At 71.7% G+C, this 14,140-nt stretch carries 13 protein-coding genes; 4 read left to right on the top strand and 9 right to left on the bottom strand.

Annotated features, from left to right (window positions below):
• The first annotated feature begins 188 nt into the window (after positions 1 to 188).
• Entirely contained in the window at positions 189 to 1,538 is a 1,350-nt protein-coding gene (locus ABZV77_RS10525; RefSeq protein ID WP_356253210.1) for a helix-turn-helix domain-containing protein, read from the top strand.
• A 25-nt stretch (positions 1,539 to 1,563) separates the two neighbouring features.
• Here ABZV77_RS10525 and ABZV77_RS10520 read toward each other — a convergent pair whose 3' ends face one another.
• The 4 genes from ABZV77_RS10520 to ABZV77_RS10505 form a co-directional block, all read right to left on the bottom strand.
• A complete protein-coding gene (locus ABZV77_RS10520) occupies positions 1,564 to 2,193 on the bottom strand; it encodes an alpha-ketoglutarate-dependent dioxygenase AlkB (protein WP_356253208.1) in 630 nt (209 codons plus the stop codon).
• Positions 2,194 to 2,197: 4 nt separating this feature from the next.
• On the bottom strand, positions 2,198 to 2,839 hold the full coding sequence (locus ABZV77_RS10515) for a TetR/AcrR family transcriptional regulator (protein WP_356253205.1): 642 nt from the start codon (positions 2,837 to 2,839) through the stop codon (positions 2,198 to 2,200).
• A gap of 61 nt (positions 2,840 to 2,900) precedes the next feature.
• Entirely contained in the window at positions 2,901 to 3,677 is a 777-nt protein-coding gene (locus ABZV77_RS10510; protein ID WP_356253202.1) for a class I SAM-dependent methyltransferase, read from the bottom strand.
• 241 nt (positions 3,678 to 3,918) lie between these two features.
• On the bottom strand, positions 3,919 to 4,179 hold the full coding sequence (locus ABZV77_RS10505; RefSeq protein WP_306336824.1) for a GlsB/YeaQ/YmgE family stress response membrane protein: 261 nt from the start codon (positions 4,177 to 4,179) through the stop codon (positions 3,919 to 3,921).
• A 188-nt stretch (positions 4,180 to 4,367) separates the two neighbouring features.
• Between ABZV77_RS10505 and ABZV77_RS10500 the strand changes: the two genes are divergently transcribed.
• Positions 4,368 to 6,413: a SpoIIE family protein phosphatase gene (locus tag ABZV77_RS10500; protein WP_356253199.1), complete on the top strand. Its 2,046-nt coding sequence runs from the start codon at positions 4,368 to 4,370 to the stop codon at positions 6,411 to 6,413.
• Positions 6,414 to 6,426: 13 nt separating this feature from the next.
• Here the strand turns inward: ABZV77_RS10500 and ABZV77_RS10495 are convergent, their stop codons facing one another.
• From ABZV77_RS10495 to ABZV77_RS10475, 5 genes are read right to left on the bottom strand one after another with little or no spacing between them, the layout of a single operon-like run.
• Positions 6,427 to 7,860 (bottom strand): cellulose binding domain-containing protein, encoded by a 1,434-nt coding sequence (locus ABZV77_RS10495; protein ID WP_356253196.1) that lies wholly within the window; start codon positions 7,858 to 7,860, stop codon positions 6,427 to 6,429.
• Positions 7,861 to 7,873: 13 nt separating this feature from the next.
• Positions 7,874 to 9,439 carry a beta-N-acetylhexosaminidase gene (locus tag ABZV77_RS10490; protein WP_356253194.1) on the bottom strand — a complete coding sequence of 522 codons (1,566 nt, stop codon included), beginning with the start codon at positions 9,437 to 9,439 and terminating at the stop codon, positions 7,874 to 7,876.
• 46 nt (positions 9,440 to 9,485) lie between these two features.
• Positions 9,486 to 10,322, bottom strand: a complete 837-nt coding sequence (locus tag ABZV77_RS10485; protein WP_356253192.1) for a carbohydrate ABC transporter permease — start codon at positions 10,320 to 10,322, stop codon at positions 9,486 to 9,488.
• A complete protein-coding gene (locus ABZV77_RS10480) occupies positions 10,319 to 11,287 on the bottom strand; it encodes a sugar ABC transporter permease (RefSeq protein WP_356253190.1) in 969 nt (322 codons plus the stop codon). The genes ABZV77_RS10485 and ABZV77_RS10480 overlap by 4 nt, the downstream gene beginning before the upstream one ends.
• 12 nt (positions 11,288 to 11,299) lie before the next feature.
• Entirely contained in the window at positions 11,300 to 12,562 is a 1,263-nt protein-coding gene (locus tag ABZV77_RS10475) for an extracellular solute-binding protein (RefSeq protein WP_356253187.1), read from the bottom strand.
• Between the two features lie 187 nt (positions 12,563 to 12,749).
• Between ABZV77_RS10475 and ABZV77_RS10470 the strand changes: the two genes are divergently transcribed.
• Both ABZV77_RS10470 and ABZV77_RS10465 read left to right on the top strand, forming a co-directional pair.
• Complete coding sequence (locus tag ABZV77_RS10470; protein WP_356253184.1) at positions 12,750 to 13,601, top strand: GntR family transcriptional regulator; 852 nt, start codon at positions 12,750 to 12,752, stop codon at positions 13,599 to 13,601.
• Between the two features lie 55 nt (positions 13,602 to 13,656).
• Complete coding sequence (locus ABZV77_RS10465) at positions 13,657 to 14,097, top strand: OsmC family protein (protein WP_356253181.1); 441 nt, start codon at positions 13,657 to 13,659, stop codon at positions 14,095 to 14,097.
• The last annotated feature ends 43 nt before the right edge of the window (positions 14,098 to 14,140 follow it).

Below are 14,140 nucleotides of genomic sequence, written 5' to 3'. Positions count from 1 at the left end.
CCGCTCGCCGGAAAGCGGGAGCCGAGCGGTAGAGGGATGCTCGCAACGCGTCCCTGGGGGCGGCCCGGATATCGGGCACCACCGGACAGATCCGGATGCGCGAAGTGTCGGGGGCGGCAGGGGCAATGGGGGCGACGGGGGCGGCGGGACACGCGCCGGACGGGGAACCACGGGAGGCGCCTGCGGGCGTGGGCCCGATCGAATGCGTGGACACGGCCGACGCGCTGGCCGCGCTGCTGCGGCAGTTGCGCAGACGCGCCGCGCGCAGGGACGGGGGCGCACAGCTCACCTACCGTCAGCTCTCGGCGCGCACGGGCTGGGCGCACGGGGTGATCGGCGACTACTTCGCGGGCAAGACGCTGCCGCCGACGGACCGCTTCGACACGCTCGTCCAACTCCTCGGCGCCACCGGCCGCGAGCTGCGGATGCTCGCGACGGCCCGCGACCGGGTGGAGGAGGCGCGTCGTTCGCGTACGGCGCCGGGCGGCGGCCGCACGGGACCGCCCGGCACCGACGACTCCGGGCCGCTGCCTGCCGTGCCCCGGCAACTTCCTCCTGGAATTCATGAACTCCCGGGGCGGGAAGGGGAGTTGGAGGCACTCGATGTGCTGCGGCCCGGGGCGCGGGGCGGTGGTCCCGTCGTGGTCGCGCTCGACGGCCCCGGCGGTGTCGGCAAGTCGGCGCTCGCCGTGCACGCCGCCCACCGGCTGGCGGAGAGGTTTCCCGACGGTCAGCTCTACGCCGACCTGCGGGGCTCACATCGCGACGATCGTCCCGTCCCGCCCGCCGTCGTCCTCAGGCGCTTCCTCGGCGCGCTGGGTGCGCCGAGGCCGTACGCGGGCAGCACGGAGGACGCGGCCGCCGCCTACCGCACGCTGCTCACCGGGCGCCGGGTGCTGATCGTCCTCGACAACGCCCTGGACGCGGCCCAGGTGCGCCCCCTGCTGCCCGCGGCGCACGGCTGCGCGGTCCTCGTCACCAGCCTCGGTGTCCTCGCCACCCTGAACGGCGCCGCGCACCTCCACCTGACGCCCCTGCCGCCTCCCGCGTCCATCGCGGTCCTCGGGCTCTGGGCGGGGCCGGGGCGGCTGACCGCCGAACACGGTGCCGCCGAGGTCATCGCGCGGCACTGCGGTCACCTCCCGCTGGCCCTGCGCATCGCGGGCGCCCGCCTCGCGGCACGGCCCCGCTGGCCGGTACGGGAACTCGCCGACCGGCTCGCGGACCCCGCACGCCGTCTCGCCGAACTGTCCTTCGCGGATCTGGACATGCACGCGGCCCTTGCGGCCGGTCACCGGGAGCTGCAGGCCCGCGGCCCCACCGGCCGGGCGGCGGCCCTCGCGCTGCCCCTGCTGGCGGCGGAGCAGGGCGAGCTGACGGTGGCGGAGGCGGCGGTGACGACCGGTGGGGCGCTGTCGGCGACGGAGGTGATCCTGGAGCAGCTGGTCGACGTGCAGCTCCTGGAGTCCCGGGCCCCGGGGCGCTACCGCTTCCACCCGCTCACCCGGCTGTTCGCGCTGCGGGGCCCGGTGCGGTGACCGCTCACCGTTCGCCGGTCACTGCTCACCGCACGCCGTGCGGCCGGAACTGGATGCTGATGCGTCCCCCGGTGGCCCGGGCGGACTTGGGGATCGCGTGCTCCCAGGTGCGCTGGCAGGTGCCGCCCATCACGATCAGGTCGCCGTGTCCGAGCCGCTGCCGGACGGTCGCGCCGCCACGGAGCGGGCGGAGCAGCAGGTCGCGGGGGGTGCCCACGGAGAGGATGGCGACCATCGTGTTCTCGCGGGCGCCCCGGCCGATCCGGTCGCCGTGCCAGGCCACGCTGTCGCGCCCGTCGCGGTAATGGCACAGGCCCGCCGTCGTGAACGCCTCGCCGAGCTCGGCGGCGTAGTGCTCGGAGAGGGTCTGCCGGGCGTCGTCGAGGACGGCGTGGGGGAGCGGTTCACCGGCGCCGTAGAAGGCGAGCAGGCGTGGCACGTCCACGACCCGTTCGTACATCTGGCGGCGTTCGGCCTGCCACGGGACGTCCGTGGCCAGCCGTTCGAACAGGGCGTCGGCGCCGCCGAGCCAGCCCGGCAGCAGGTCGATCCACGCGCCGTCGCCGAGGACCGTCCTGCGGATTCCGTCCAGAGCGCCCAGACGCACGTCGTCGCTCTGGTCGAAGAGTGATCCCTGGAGCTGGTGCGTTGCCATGAGGTCAGCCTAGCCGCGAATCGAACAAGTGAGCTAATGCGCGTGTGTCCTCGTCCGCGGGAGTGCGCAGCCCGTCGATGACGATGCCGAGGAGGCGTTCGGTGCGCTTCGGCCACTCGGGGCCGCTGGTGGTCTTCCACAAGAACGACACGAGCAGCAGGACTTCACCGGCGTCGGCTCCGGGCCTCAGCTGCCGGGCCTCTTTGCAGGCGGTGAGGAGCTGTTCCAGGGCCGCGGCGACCGGCGGGTGGACGGGGCTCCCCGGCGTGGGGCAGGTTGCCGCTTCCACGGCTTGGGACGCCCCGCACCTGCTGCGGCTGTGGGCGGCGAGCCGGGCGAACCAGAGGCGTAGTGCGTCCATGGGCTCGTGTGCGTCGAGCAGGCCGGGCACGGCGGCGGCGAGCGCTTCGAGGTCCGTCCGGTAGACGGCGAGGAGCAGCGCCTCGCGGCTGGGGAAGTGCCGGTACAGCGTCCCCTGTCCCACACCGGCTGCCTTCGCGATCGCATGCAGGGGCGTGTCGGGGGCGCTGGTGAAGGACGTCCGGGCGATCTCGATGATGCGGGCGCGATTGGACTCGGCGTCCGAGCGCCTCGGGCGCGCTCGGGGTGGTGCCGTCCGGCCGCTGCCGGGACAGGAGTCGGACACGGGGTCGGCCCTCTTTTCCCTTCTCCGGGGAGTACGCCTCTGTCAGATGCTGTCGGTGGGGTCAGGGGGTGGAGCGGAGCAGGACGAGGGATCCGTCGTAGGCGGGCCGGTTGCGGAGGTGGCCGAAGGCCGCGTCCCACGCGCCGGAGCCCAGGGCGTGGCGGAGCGAGGTGTCGAAGTCCTGGCGGGCGCGGTCGTCGATGAAGCTCCACGCGGAGCAGGCCTGGCGTGCGGCCGGGTCGAGGAGGAGTTCGGGGCGGCCGTAGTAGGCCTCGTTGAAGCCGTCGGTGCAGTCCAGCGGGATGGGAACGGGCTGGACGGTGGTGGTGCCGCCGAGCGCGGCGGTCAGGGTGCGCAGCGGCGGATGGCGGCGGACCTCGGCGTCCAGGACATCGGGGGCGTACTCGTAGAGCCAGAAGTCGCGTACGCGCGCGGGGTCGTGGGCCAGGACGACGACGGGCCCGCGGGTGACGCGCCGCATCTCGCGCAGCCCCGCTTCGGCGTCGGACCACTGGTGGACGCTGAAGAGGGTCATCGACGCGTCGAACCGGCCGTCGGCGAAGGGCAGGTCCTCGGCGACGGCGTCGATGGCGGTGGCGAGCGCGGCCGGTCGCTGCGCGCGCATGGCCAGGGACGGCTCGACCGCGGTGATGGTGCAGGCCGCGATCTCGTAGGACCCCGTGCCCGCTCCGACGTTGAGGACCGAGCGCGCGTCGCCGAGAGCGTGTGCGATGTGACCGGCGATCCGCGGGTCGGGGCGGCGGCGTGCCACGGGCCGTGAGCTGCTGGTGTCGTAGCCGATGCCGTCGGCGCTGCTGCCGTAGGTGCGCGTGCTCATGGGACCTCGCCTTGTGGGCCTGGACCTGGGCTGGGGGCGGTGGACTCCGCCTCCCGGATAACGCCTCCCATACTGCATCTGCAATGGCGTCGCTCATAGTGACCTGGCAGATGTTGGACTGATCAGCCAATCAAGTCCGTAGATGCGTTTGTGGCTTCTGGGGTGGGGCTCGGGGCGGCAGACACAAGCGGGGGCGCGCACCCGGCCGGATGCGCGCCCCGTGGGGACCTGCGGGTGGGGCCTACCGCTTCCCCGTGAACAGCCGGTACGCGAACAGCACGATCACGGAGCCCACGATGGCGGCGATCCAGGTCGAGAGGTGGAAAAACCCGTTGATCGAGTGCACACCGAAGACCACCTTGCCCAGCCAGCCGCCGAGCAGCCCGCCCACGATGCCGATCACCATGGTCACCAGGCAGCCTCCCGGGTCCTTGCCGGGGGTGAGGGCCTTGGCGATGGCCCCCGCGATGAGACCGATCAGGATCCAGGCGATGATGCCCACGAGAACGTTCCTCTCTTTGTGCTCGGGTCGGCGCTGGATCTCCAGGCCGACACAGAGCGAATGTCCCCTCGGTGACGACTCACACAGGACCAAGGTCACGTTTGCCGGGACCAATGGCACGCCGGACTCCGGCGGGCGGGTGATGCGCGGGGCGCTTATGGTGGCCGAGCGGCATACCGGAGACAGCCATGACGTCAGCGAAGAAGAGACCCGTCGATGTGGAACAGTGCCTGCTCCGGACCGGCGTGGGCGGCTTCGACTGGGACCTGAAGACCGGCGAGCTCGGGCTCGACGCAGGATCCCTCGCGGTCCTCGACCTGCGCCCCGACGAATTCAACGGCCTGGTGACCTCACTGCAGGGGCGCATCCCCCCTGAGGAGGCCGTACGCATCAACTACGCCGTGACCGAGGCCGTCGCCTCCGGCGACGACATGTACGGCGTCTACTTCCGGGCCAGGCACCGGGACGGCTCGATCCACCTCGGCCACGCGCGCGGACACATCGTGCGCGACGACGAAGGCCGGGCCGTGCGCGTGCTCGGGGTCCTGCGGACGGCCGCGGACGACGCGGCGGGCCTCGCCGCCATCGATCCCAGGGAGGAGCGCCGCCAGGGCATCGCCCTGATGGTGCAGGGCACCACCCAGGCCCTCTCGCGGGCCGTCACGGTCGACGACGTGGTCGCCGTCCTGTCCGGCGCAAGCGGCCTCGACCGGTTCGCCGCCGACGGCCTCGTCCTGGGGCTCGTCGAGGGGGAGAACCTGAAGCTGATCGCCCTGGTGGGCCAGACGATGCAGGCCCTCGACGAACTCAAGCTGCACAAGGTCGACCAGTCGCTGCCGCTGGCCGAGGCCGTCATGACCCGGCAGCCCCGCTTCGTCGGCTCGCTGCCCGATCTCGCCAGCCGTTTCACCCGCCTGGGCCCCTACATCCAGCAGATGCGACTGGACTCGGCGGCGTTCCTGCCGCTCGTCGCCCAGGACCGTGCCATCGGCGGACTCGCGCTCTTCTTCCGCGGCCGGAAGGACTTCACCGACGCCGACCGCAACCTCTGCGTCGGGCTCTCCGGCATCGTCGCCCAGTCGCTGCAGCGCGCCATGCTCTTCGACGAGGAGCGGGACCTCGCCAAGAGCCTGCAGGCCACGATGTTGCCGCGCGGAGTGCCCGACGTCGCGGACTCCGAGGTCGCCGTGCGCTACCACGCGGCCTGGGGCGGCCGTGACGTCGGCGGGGACTTCTACGACGTCATCTCGCTGCCCCGCGGCCGCATCGGCCTGGTCGTCGGCGACGTACAGGGACACGACACCCACGCCGCGGCCATCATGGGCCAGCTGCGCATCGCCCTGCGGGCCTTCGCCGGTGAGGGCCACCCGCCGGGGACGGTCCTCTCCCGCGCCTCGCGCTTCCTGGCCGAGCTCGACACCGAACGGTTCGCCACCTGCACCTACGCCCAGTTCGACCCCGCCACCGGCATCGTGCGCGCCGTCCGCGCCGGACATCTGCCGCCCCTGGTGCGCCATGTGGACGGCCGGGTGGGCGTGCCACGGGTCCCCGGCGGGCTGCCGCTGGGCCTGGCCACCGAATTCGGCATGGAGGACTACCCCGAGGTGCGCCTCGACCTGGTGCCCGGCGAGACCATGGTGCTCTGCACCGACGGACTCGTGGAGGACGCCGCCCTCGACCTCGACACCGGCATGCGCAACCTCGCCCAGGTGATGAGCCAGGGCCCCGAGTCGGCCGAGGACCTCGCGGACCATCTCTCCCGCGCACTGTGGGAGAGATGGGGCACGAGCGACGACGTGGCGCTCCTTGTCCTGCGCAGGCTGCCCGACCCGGGGACGCTCCAGGAGCCGCGCATCCACCGGTACGTCCATCAGGCCGACCCCGAAGGGCTCGCCGACGCACGGGCCGCACTGCGCGAACACCTCGCGTCGTGGGGGTTCGGCACGGTCGTCGACGACGTGGAGGTGGCCGCCGGAGAACTCCTCGTCAACGCCCTGGTCCACACCGACGGAGGAGCCATCCTCACCCTCGAAGTGCTCTCAGGACCGCCGCGCCGCGTCCGCCTGTGGGTGAAGGACCGCTCCAGCGCCCGCCCCCGCAGGCGGTCCCCCGCGGAGACCGCCACCTCCGGCCGCGGGCTGCTCCTGGTGGAGGCGGTCGCGGCCAACTGGGGAGTCGAGCCGCGGGGCGAGGGCAAGGCCGTGTGGTGCGACTTCGCCGTGCCCGACGACTGACCGCGCGCCGCCCTCAGGCGGAAGGCACCGTGTCCTCGAACGCCGTGCCCGCGGCCCGGTACCCGGTCACCTTCGCCGAGACCTGCGCCGGGGTCAGCACCTGGTCCTTGACGTGCAGGACGTAGTCCACCTGCTGGTCGTACGAGCGCGGGGTGGTGCTGGACTGCCCCGCCAGGTCGATCAGCCACTGGTTGAAGTTGATCGACATCGGACGCTCCGGCAGATACGCGGCGTCGTGCGTGCCGAACAGCTGCCCGTCGACGTAGTAGCGGATGGAGCTGCCGTCGATGGTGAGCACCAGGTCGTGCCAGCCCGCGTAGCTCTGGCGGCTCTCCGTGTGCTGGTTGACGGCCTGCCACGGGTCCGGGTTGTAGGTCTCCCAGGAGGTCGTGTAGAGGATGTTCGATGCCTCGCCCCAGCCGCCGTTGGGCAGGTACTCGAAGTCGTACTCGGCGTAGTCGTCGGCCATCGGCGCCTTGAGGTCGTTGATGGTGAAGAACGTCTGCACCAGGTGGTCGCCGTCGGGTCCGCTGCGGGGAGCGTCGCTGAACTTCACGCGCGCCGCGTACGTCCCGTTCTTGAACTTCATCGCCTTGGTGAGGACTTCGGTCTGCTCGGTGCTCGCACCGGTGCCCGCCGTCGACGTCTCCAGGTTCATCACCGTGTTGCCGCCCGACGAAGCGAATGTCACGTTGCTCGGGTCCCAGGTGGCCCCGGGCACGCCGGGACCGCCGGAGTTGGAGCGCACGTTCCAGCCGTTCGCTGAGATCTTCGGGTCGTTGTACGCGCTGTAGGTGAAGTCGTCGAACAGGGTGGCCCCGTCCCCGGGCGGGTCGGTCGGATCCGTGGGGTCGGTCGGATCGTTGCCCTCGGGCGCCGTGCCCCAGACCGTCGACCCTTCGAGCTGTGCCGTGACCTTCGGCCAGTTCGCGTACGTGGACCGGTCGGCGCCGAAGGAGTAGTCGTCGGACTGGGTCAGCGGCTGCCAGTCGGCGCGGTGGAAGCGCAGCTGCAGATCGCCCGTGTCCGCGCCCGCGGCGAGCGATCCGGCGCCCGAGGTGAAGCCGATCTCCAGATAGCGGTCGGCGGTGGCGGTCGGATGCGCGAGCGTCCCGAACGTACCGGTGACGTTGCCGCATCCCTTCACCGCCCACGAGCAGGCGAAGCGGTAACTCGGGCTGCCCGCGTCCGACTTGAAGTAGTAGCGGAGCTTCACGCCGCTGAGTGCCACGGAGGAGCCGCCGGTGTTCTTCACCTTCAGCCACGGCTCGGCCTGGTCGCTGCCGGTGGCGCCCGCGTGGTACTGCACGGTCAGGTCGCCAGCGGCCGCGGCCGCGGCCGCTGGCGCGTTCGACGGGAGCGCGAGCAGGCCCGCGCAGCCGAGTGCGGCCGCGACGGCACAGGTGAGGGACCGCTTCGCCGAACGGGTGAGCGTCTTCCTTCTCATGCCTGTTCCTTTCTCAGGACTGTCCCTTTTCGGAACGGTGGGGGAGGGGGACGTACGGATCGAGTGGGCCGTGCCGCACTCCGAGCGCGGCGAGCCGGTCGGCGTGGGCGCGCAGTCGGCCGTGCACGTCGGGCCAGGGCGCGGGGCCGTACCAGGCGCGGTCCGCGAGTGCGCACAGGCGGGGGAAGACCAGCCGGTCGACATGGCCCGCGGTCGGCGCGAACTCGGTCCACAACTGCGCCTGCATGCCGAGCAGTTCACCGGCCGTCGCGGTGTCGTCCGGGAGCTCGTGACCGTGCACCGCGCGCAGGTCGACCACCGCCCCGGGCTGCGCCTGCGGTTCGTCCGGGTCGGCCGACTGGGCGTAGTCGAGATAGGCGGCTCGGTGGTGGCAGCTGATGACCGAGTGGCCCTGCTTCAGGGCGAGCCGGGTGTGCTCGGGGTCGCGCCACGTCATGACGGTGAACTCCGGCGGCATCCCCTCGCCGCTCTCCGCCCACGCGGTCGGGATGCGCCCCCGCTCGACGAGATGCGCCCCGATCCGGCCGAGGAACCAGCCGCGCAGCGCGTCCGTGTCCGGCAGCCCCTCGGCGGCGGCCCGGGCACGCGCCGCCGGGCTCACCGCCCACTCCGTGGTGGGGCACTCGTCGCCGCCGATGTGGATGTGGCGGGACGGGAAGACGTCCAGGACCTCGTCGAGGACAGTGCGGCAGAAGGCGAGCACCGGTTCGTCGACCGCGAGGACGGTGTCACAGACGCCCCAGTCGGTCCACACGTCCAGTCGGCGCTCCGGCACGTTGCCGAACTCGGGATGGGCGGCGAGGGCGGCCCGGGTGTGTCCCGGCATCTCCAGCTCCGGCACGACCGTCACACCGCGCGCGGCGGCATGGGCGACGAGGCCGGTCAACTCGGCGCGGGTGTAGGCACCTTGATGAGGAATGCCGTCGTGAACAGCGCTGCCCGCAGGCCCCACCATGGACTCCGCGCGCCGTCCGCCCACCTCGGTGAGGCGGGGATACGCGGCGACGGGCATCCGCCAGCCCTGGTCGTCGGTGAGGTGCAGATGCAGCACGTTGAGCTTGTGCAGGGCGAGCAGGTCCACGTACCTGCGCAGCACGGAGACCGGCTGGAAGTGCCGGGCGACGTCGAGCATGAACCCCCGCCAGGCGTTCCGCGGGACGTCGGTGATCTCCACGCAGGGCAGCTGCCACGGTGTGCCGCGCCGGGGCAGGCCGGAGAGGGCCTCGGGCGGCAGGAGCTGACGGAGCGTCTGGATCCCGCGGAGCAGGCCGGTCGGCCGGGCGGCCCGTAGGAGCAGTGCGTCGGGACCGACCGTCAGGCCGTACCCCTCGTCGCCCAGGCCGCGCAGCTGCGGATCGAGCGTGAGGACGAGCGGCCCGTCGGGCGAGGACGGCAGCGGAAGACCGGTGGCCGGGGCGAGCAGCGTACGCAGCAGCGCGGCGGCGGGTTCCGCGCCCGGGCAGGCGCGCACAGCGGTGCCATGGCTCAGGGTGAAGTGGCCGGGGCGCCAGGAGAGTTGGGTGGGCAGGGGGACCGGCGAGGGGCGGGGTGCGGGCACTGCGGGCCTCCAGAGGCGGACGGGTCGGTCCTGGGCGGTGGCTGGTTCAGCCCTTCACGGCACCGGCCGCGAACCCTGACGTCACCTGCCGCTGCAACAGCAGGAAGACGACGAGCGCGGGCAGCGCGAACAGCGTGGAGGCGGCCATCGTGGCGCCCCAGTCGGTGCCGAACGTGTTCTGGAACGAGGAGAGCCACACCGGCAGCGTCCGGTGGTCCTGCTGCTTGATGATCAGGAAGTTGGCGTACGCGAACTCGTTCCACGCCGTGATGTAGCCGAACAGCGAGGTCGCCATCAGGCCGGGCGCGAGCAGCGGGAACGCCACGTGCCGGAACGCGCCGAGCCGCGTGCAGCCGTCGACCTGCGCCGACTCCTCAAGCTCCGGCGGAATCGTCGCGATGAAGCCGCGCAGCACGACGATCGTGAACGGCAGCGTCATCATGAAGTACACGAGGGTCAGCGTCGGCAGCCGGTCCAGCATGTCGGTGTCCCGCGCGATGATGTACACGGGAATGATCAGCGACTCCCACGGCGCCATCTGTGCGATGAACACCATCAGCATGAACTGCCGCCGCCCCCGCCACCGCATCCGGGCCACCGCGAACGACGCGGCAAGCGCCACGAGCAGCGCGAGCAGCACCGCGCCGAGCGTGACGAGCACGCTGTTGCGCCAGAACAGGCCGAACCCGTCCGCGTCGACCGCCCGCCGGAAGTGGTCGAGCGTCCAGCTCTGCGGAAGCAGTTGCGGATGGTCCGACTGGATGTCACGGGACGGCTTGAACGACGTGGTGACCATCCAGTACACGGGAAAGAGGCACACGACCACCGTGAGCGTCGCGGCGATGTGCAGGGGCAGGCGGCGCAGTGCGCGCGGGGTTGTCACAGCTCGGCCTCCTGTCGGAACATCTGGCGGAAGTAGAGGACCAGCACGCCGGACATCAGCAGCACCGTCAGCATCGAGGCCGCCGAACCGAGGTCGTAGTGCTGGCCGGACAGGGCCGTCTGCACCGCGTACACCGGCAGGATCGTGGTGGCGTCCCCCGGCCCGCCGCGCGTCATCACCCAGATCTGCACGAACGCCTTGAACGTCCAGATCACCTCGAGGGACAGCACCAGCATGAAGATCGGGCGGACGATGGGCAGGGTGACCGACCGGAAGACCCGCGGCCAGGACGCGCCGTCGATGCGCGCGGCCTCGTACAGCTCACCCGGCACGGTGGTGAGCGCGGAGTACAGCGTGATCGCGGCGAACGGCACCGACTGCCACACCACCAGGACCACCAGGATCGCGAAGGCGGCCGTGCCGTGCGCCAGCCACGGATATCCGTCGAACGAGGTGAACCCAAGACCGGTCAGCGCATGGTTGACGATCCCGAACTCCGAGTGGAAGAGCCACTGGAACACCGTCGTCGCCGCGACCACCGGCATGGCCCAGGCGAGGACCAGCGCGCTGAGCACCGCGGCCCGCCCGAACCTGCCGAGCCGCTCCACCATCAGCGCCACCAGCGTCGAAAGCACCATGATCGACGCGACGCAGACCGCCATGAACAGGAACGTGCGGCGCACCACCGTCCAGAAGCGGGGGTCGGACAGTAGCGTCGTGTAGTTGTCGAAGCCGGTGAACCGCGCGTTGCCCAGGATCAGTTGGCGCAGCCCGAAGTCCTGGAACGAGATCAGGACGGCCCGCGCCAGCGGATAGAGGAGCAGATACAGCATGCCGAGCACGGCGGGCGCCACCAGCAGGTACGGCCAGGGGCCGGTCGTGGTCGCGCGGCGCGGGGGACGCGGCGGGCGCCGGGGCGGCCGGGTGGGACGACGGGTCTCGGTCCGCTCGCGGACGACCGACACAGCACACGCTCCCTACTTCATCGCCGAAGTGATCGCGTCGGATGCCTTCTCGGCCTCCCGCGCGGGATGCCCGCCGGTCAGGACGGCCGTCATGTAGTCCTTCACGGGATTCTTCGCCTCGACGGCGGCCCAGCCCGGCGTGTTCGGCGTGGCGTGCCCGACCGCCGCGCCCACCGCCATCGCCGAAGCGCCGGGGTCCCCGGCGACGGCGTCGGCGAGGGTCGTCTTGTTGGGCACGTAACTCATCGCGACGGCGAGCTTCTTCTGCCAGGCGTCGCCCGTGAGCTCCTTGACGAAGGTGTACGCGGCGTCGTGGTGCTGAGCCACGGCGGGGATCACCAGGTCGGAGCCGCCGGTGAAGACCGCGCCCGGGGTGTCGGCGGTCTTCCCGGGAACGGGGAAGAACCCCAGCTTGCCCTTGAGCCCGGGGTTGTTCTGCGCGACGACGTTGGCGCCGCCGGGCGTGTGGACGATCTGCGCCACCTCTCCCTTGGCCATCACCTCGGCCTGGGGCGGCTTGGCCTCGTCGGAGTCCTTGGGCCCCTTGCCGAGCGCCTGCAGCTTCTTGTAGAAGGCCATGGCGCGCAGCGCCTCGGGGGTGTCCAGGGACCCCTGCCAGCCGCCGTCGGACTCGGTGGCGAGATCGCCGCCCTCGTCCCAGATGAAGCCGGAGAGGGTGTACCAGTTCTGGCCGGGGAGATAGATCCCCTGCCGACCGCCGGTGTTGAGCTTCTCGGTCGCCGCGATCCATTGGGCGCGCGTCTTGATCGCGTCGGCGTCGATGCCCGCCTTCTTGAACAGGTCGGTGCGGTAGACGACGACGCGGTTCGCCGCGTAGAAGGGGATGCCGTACTGCTTGCCCTCGTACGCACCCGGCTCGGCGAGCCCCTTCAGCCAGTGCTTGCCGCCGAGTTCCGCCACCTTGTCGCTCAGGTCCAGCAGGCCGCCGCTCTCCGCGAGCTGGGCGACCTGCGTGTTGCCGGTCTCGATGACGTCGGGCGCGTCGTTGCTGGCGAGGGCGGCGGTCACCTTCTCGCCGATGCCGTCCCACTCCTGGATCTGCACCCGTACGTCGATCTCCGGGTGGGCGGCCTCGAAGCCCTTCTCGAAATCCTGCTGGAAAGCGGCCGAGACGCTGTCGCGCATCAGCCACACGTCGAGGGTCGTGCGCCCGCCGTCCGAGGACACTCCGTCGCCGGATCCGGACGAACTGCAGGCACTGAGCGCGGCGGCCGCGACGAACGCGGACAGGCCGGCGAGCAAGCGGAGCTTCACGGGTCACCTCTGGGGATCGGACCTGACCAGTTGGGCAACTGGTCAGGTGACCTCTGGTGATGGAGAAAGGTGGCATGGACCAATCGAAGCGTCAACCCCCCTGTGAGTGCTGGTCAGTTGTCGATCTACGTGACGTTGTGGTCAACTGGTCAGGCAACTGGTCGTACGGCGCAAGGGGGGTCGTCCGGTGAATACCGACGCGAACAGGAAGGCACCGGGAGCGGTGCTCAAGCGCGAGCGGGTGCGCGACCACATCCTCGAACTCATCGAGTCGCAGCGGCCCGGCGACCCCATCCCCTCCGAGCGCGCCCTCTGCGCGGACCTCGGGGTGTCCCGGCCCACCCTGCGCGCCGCCGTCGACGAACTCGTCGCCGCGGGCCTTCTCGTCCGCGAACACGGGCGGGGCATGTTCGTCGCCCCCGAGAAGATCACTCAGGAACTCGTCTCCCGGGAGCAGGCACTGGCGGTGCCCCCGGCCGCCGGAGCCTGGTCCAGCAGGCTCCTGGAGTTCACCACCATCCAGGCCGGGGCCCGGGTCGGCCGCAAGCTGCGCCTTTCACCCGCCGCGGAGATCGTCTACGTGGCCAGGCTCCGGCTCGTCGACGGCACCCCGATGGCCATCGAGCACCTGCACATCCGCGCCGACCTGGTGCCCGGCCTGAGCGACCGGGAACTGGAGAGCGGCGACCTCTACGAGCACCTGCGCGAACACCACGACGTACACGTCCGCGAAGCCGTGCAGGCCATCGAGCCCACGGTGGTCACCCGCGCCGAGGCCGAGCTCCTCGACGTGCCGGAGCTTTCCCCCGCCCTGCTCTTCGAACGCCTCACCTCCGACACGTCCGGGCAGCCCGTCGAGTACGTGCACTCCCTCTACCGCGGCGACCGCTACCGCATCGTCTCCCGGCTCACCCTCGGACCCGCCGCGACCGCCGCCGAACCCCTGCCCGGCCACCACCCCGGCATCCCGCCCGGCGACTTCGCACACCGCGACACCGTCGCCTCCTCCACCCGGGGCGACGTCCAGCAGGCCCCCTGACACGCACCGGACCGGCCTGCGCCGCGCCGGGCCCGACCGTGGTTACCGTTCCGCCATGGCCGACTACCGCATCGAGACCGTACGCAATGGCGAACGCGACTGGACAGCCCGCAACGACCGAGGCGCCGAGGTCCGCATCGCCGCCGCCGACAACCCCGAAGCCCAGCCCTCCTTCACCCCCGTGGAACTCCTCCTCGCCGCCCTCGGCGGGTGCGGTGGGCTCGTCGTGGACCGCACGGCACGCACCGTCGACCACGACGGGCTGCGCGTCGTCGTGGATTCGGTGTCCAGGACCGAGGACGACGGCCGCGTCGGCGTCGTCCGGGTCTCCTACGAACTCGACCTGCCCGAGGGCGACACCCGCACCGCCGAGGCGCTGGAACGGGCCATCCGGCTGACCCACGAGAAGTACTGCACGGTCAGCCGCACCGTCGAACACGGCGCGCGCGTCGAGGCGCTAGGACCCGACGGGAGCACCCTCTTCGCCGGGGGATGACCGGACGAGCCCCTGCCGACGGCCCGGAAGCCGTCGGCAGGGG

The organism is Streptomyces sp. NPDC004732, assembly GCF_040609235.1.
Classification (GTDB): Bacteria; Actinomycetota; Actinomycetes; order Streptomycetales; family Streptomycetaceae; genus Streptomyces.
Note: the sequence above shows the minus strand (reverse complement) of the source record. Positions and strands in the feature narration are given on the sequence as shown.

Bases quoted from the DNA above. Each gene is read 5' to 3' on its own strand.
- ABZV77_RS10500 (WP_356253199.1), top strand. From the start codon at position 4,368: ATGACGTCAGCGAAGAAGAGACCCGTCGATGTGGAACAGTGCCTGCTC.
- ABZV77_RS10520 (WP_356253208.1), bottom strand. From the start codon at position 2,193: ATGGCAACGCACCAGCTCCAGGGATCACTCTTCGACCAGAGCGACGAC.
- ABZV77_RS10465 (WP_356253181.1), top strand. From the start codon at position 13,657: ATGGCCGACTACCGCATCGAGACCGTACGCAATGGCGAACGCGACTGG.
- ABZV77_RS10495 (WP_356253196.1), bottom strand. From the start codon at position 7,860: ATGAGAAGGAAGACGCTCACCCGTTCGGCGAAGCGGTCCCTCACCTGT.
- ABZV77_RS10510 (WP_356253202.1), bottom strand. From the start codon at position 3,677: ATGAGCACGCGCACCTACGGCAGCAGCGCCGACGGCATCGGCTACGAC.